The organism is Nocardia carnea (genome assembly GCF_029869215.1).
Taxonomy (GTDB): Bacteria; Actinomycetota; Actinomycetes; order Mycobacteriales; family Mycobacteriaceae; genus Nocardia; species Nocardia carnea_B.
The window spans coordinates 1-3,674 of record NZ_JARWPM010000124.1; the positions used below are offsets into that span (position 1 = coordinate 1).

At 66.5% G+C, this 3,674-nt stretch carries 2 protein-coding genes; one reads left to right on the top strand and one right to left on the bottom strand.

Annotated elements, in window-relative coordinates; all coding sequences use genetic code 11:
- Window positions 1-770: 770 nt before the first annotated feature.
- Window positions 771-1,946 (bottom strand): SPFH domain-containing protein, encoded by a 1,176-nt coding sequence (locus tag QH276_RS08045; RefSeq protein WP_280398406.1) that lies wholly within the window; start codon window positions 1,944-1,946, stop codon window positions 771-773.
- A 205-nt stretch (window positions 1,947-2,151) separates the two neighbouring features.
- On the opposite strand from QH276_RS08045, the gene QH276_RS08050 reads away from it, so the two are divergent.
- On the top strand, window positions 2,152-3,674 hold a 1,523-nt coding region (locus tag QH276_RS08050), incomplete at its 3' end, for an amino acid permease (protein ID WP_280406682.1).

Genomic DNA, 3,674 nt, shown 5'->3' on the forward strand with positions numbered 1-3,674 from the left:
CGACACTCGCGCCTGCGGCGCATCGCATCGAGCGCTGACAGCCGGGACGGGCCAAACCCTCCAAGGGCCTCGTAAGACTCGGCACCGCCGTGGTTGCGTTGGGTTTCGGGGTTATGTGAGCTTTCGAGGGCTTTGTGAGACTCGGCGCCGCTGTGGTTGCGTTGCGTTCCGGGGTCATGTGGGACATTCAGGGTCTCATGGGACTCGGCACTGCCGTGGTCGCGTTCGATTTCGGGGTTATGTGCGCCTTCGTGGGCTTTGTGAGACTCGGCGCTGCCGTGGTTGCGTTGGGTTTCGGGGTTATGTGAGCTTTTCGAGGGCCTCGTAAGACTTGTGCCGCTGTGGTTGCGTTGGGTTTCGGGGTTAGGTGGGGCTTTCGAGGGCCTCGTAAGATTCGGCGTCCCCGTGGCTACGTTCGGTTTCGGAGGTGCGTCCGGTTTCGGGGTTATGACACCTGTTGCGGCCTACCTCCGGGGCCTCGAAAGGCTCGGCGCTGCTGCTGGGCGTGTTTGGATTCGGGTTGTGTGGAACCGGGGGGCTCGTGAGACTCGGTGCCGCTGCCGGGCGCGTTTCGGCTGGGGCAGGGGTTCTCCGCGGGTCTTGCCGGGCTCGGCGGTGCCGCTGGGCGCGGTCCGATCGGTCGGTCCATCGGAGGCGAATTCTGGGGCGGCGAGGCTCGGCGGTATCCGGCGGCGCCTCGCATTCGCGCCCGCGACCGCCGCCGCGGCGGAAGGAAGGATCGGCCGTATTCGGTTCGGGCCGGGAGTGGCTCAGGGTTGGTGCGTGCGGCTTCCGCACGATGCACAGAATTTTGCCGTCGCCAGGAGTTCTGCTCCGCAGTCGCGGCAGGAGGACGGGCTCGTGGGTGCGAAGCGTGTACCGCATTGGACGCAGAAGTTCGCACCGACTGGGTTCGGCGTGGCGCATGCGATGCATACCGGTCCGGTGGAGTCCGGGGGCGGTGGCGCGCTATTCCCCGTCCCGGCGGGTAACTCGCCGGCCTCGGTCCCGTGGGGCAGCTCTGCGTGCGGGGTGGGCTGCGCCGTACCCGGCCGGGGCTGCTGCCATGGTGAGGCGGGGGCGGCCGGAGGCTGTCCCGGGGGCGGGGGATTCGACTGCTGCAGTGCGTTGATCCCGAGCGCGGCGCCGAGGAAACCGCCGTCGTGGCCGTGCCCGGTGGCCAGGCCGTGTCCTGCGCCCAGGGCCAGTTCACCGGCGGCGTACTGCCGGAAATCGCCGGCCAGCCGGATATAGGTGACGTCTTTGGCCAGCCGTTTGAGGCGGTCGGCGTCCTCGGGTGCCAGGGTGATGTCGAAATTGCCCAGCCGGGGGATGCGCAGGCCGTATTCGTAGAGCGCGGTATTGGTTTCGTGCAGCACCGCGTGCTCGATCGCGGGCAGGTGCCCGGACAGCCCGAGGATCGGCCATTCGCCGTGCGAAACGCCCCTGGTCACCGCGATCTTCATGGCCTTGAGCAGGAGATCGGCGCTCCACGATTCGATCCGTGCCGGATCGTGGAGATCGGTGCTCCCGGCCAGCGAGACGATCAGCTGCTGCGCCTCGCGGACCGTCAGCGCGAACTCGCCGAAGACCCGCAGCGTGACGATCTGCTCACTGACCGGATCGGCGATATCGGCCAGCCGGCCGCCGAACTTGATCCCGGCGAATTCACGGGTGGAGACGAAATACAGTTCGGCCCGGTAGAAGTTGCCCCCGGACAACGTGTCCACCAGCGCGCCGAGCACCGGGAGTTCGTCGGCGTCGATACGATGCCGGCCCGGGCCCAGCACGCCGAGCACCTGCCCGGCCTTCACGAACAGCGCCGTCTGGTCGGCGTTGACGATCGCGCGGGAGTACCGCCGGATGTTCACATCCGGCCACTTGTAGACGAGTTGGTGTTTGCCGGTCTCCGGGACGGCGATGAACTCGCGTTCGAACCAGGCCATCTGGGCACTCCTCAGCTAGTGACATGAACAGCGTATCGACGTACAGCGGCGCGATCAATCATGTGGTCGACCTGCGGCTAAACCTGTTTCTGCCTGAAAGTGACTGATTTCCAGCGCGTTACACCTATGGCCACCTGTTGATCGTGCCGCTAACTAGCGGTACATTGCTCGCAGACATGATCTGCGCCACTCGAAAGGCAAGAGGATGACAACTGTGCAAGAGCCTCGGGGGCAGGAGGCGCCGGCGGCGGACAGCCTGCACGCCGAAGATGCGGGCTATCACAAATCGCTGCGCCCACGGCAGCTCCAGATGATCGCCATCGGTGGCGCCATCGGCACCGGACTGTTCCTGGGCGCCGCCGGCCGCCTCCGCGAGGCGGGTGCGGGGCTGTTACTGGTGTTAGCCGTCTGCGGCATCTTAGTTTTATTAATTATGCGCGCCCTGGGCGAACTGGTTCTGCACCGTCCGTCCTCGGGCTCGTTCGTCTCCTACGCTCGTGAGTTCCACGGGGAGAAGCTGGCCTTCTCGGTCGGCTGGATGTACTTCTTCCACTGGTGCATGACCGGCATCGTCGATATCACCGCGATCGCCACCTACGTCCACTTCTGGGGCGCGTTCGAGGTGATCCCGCAGTGGACCATCGCGCTGATCGCCCTGGCCATCGTCGTCGCGATCAATATGATCTCGGTGAAATGGTTCGGCGAACTGGAGTTCTGGGCGGCGCTGATCAAGGTCGTCGCGCTGGTGGGCTTCCTGATTCTCGGCACGATCTTCCTGGCCGGGCGCTTCGAAATCGACGGCCAGGCCACCGGTTTCAGCGTCGTCAGCGATAACGGCGGCTGGTTCCCGACCGGTTTCCTGCCGCTGATCGTCGTCACCACCGGCGTGGTCTTCGCCTACGCCGCGGTGGAACTGGTGGGCACCGCGGCCGGTGAAACGGAGAACCCCGAGAAGATCATGCCGCGCGCCATCAACTCGGTGATCGCCCGGATCGCCCTGTTCTATGTCGGCTCGCTGATCCTGCTCGCCCTGCTGCTCCCCTACACCGCGTTCACCGCCGGCGAGAGCCCGTTCGTCACCTTCTTCTCCAAGATCGGTATCGACGGCGCGGGTTCGATGATGAACCTGGTGGTGCTCACCGCCGCGTTCTCCAGCCTGAACGCCGGCCTGTACTCGACCGGACGCATTCTGCGCTCGATGTCGATGAACGGCAGTGCGCCGCAGATCGCGGGCCGGATGTCCAAGAACGGGGTGCCCTATGTCGGGATCCTCGCGACCGGCGCCATCGCGCTGGTCGGGGTGGGGCTGAACGCACTGGTACCCGAGCAGGCGTTCGAAATCGTGCTGAACGTTTCCGCGCTGGGCACCATCTTCTCCTGGACCGCCATCCTGCTCTGCCAGCAGAAGCTGTACCGCTGGTCGCAGGAGGGCAAGGTGACCCGGCCGAAGTTCCGGCTGCCCGGTGCGCCGTACACCAACTACGCGACCCTGGCCTTCCTGGCCGCTGTCGTCCTGCTGATGCTGTTCAGCGACGAGATCGAACAGCGGGCAGCGGTGATCGCGATGGTGGTCGTCGGTGTTCCCGCCCTGGTGGGTGGCTGGTTCCTCGCCCGCAAGGGCGTCGCCGACCTCGCCACGAAGCGGGCGCAGCCGGGGGCGGCGCGCGCCCGGGCCCGCGGACCCCCCCCAAAGCGGCCGCGGCAGGGCGCGCCCCCACAGCCGCCGGG

Excerpts from the sequence above, each read along its gene's own strand:
- QH276_RS08045 (WP_280398406.1), bottom strand. The coding sequence starts at position 1,946 with ATGGCCTGGTTCGAACGCGAGTTCATCGCCGTCCCGGAGACCGGCAAA.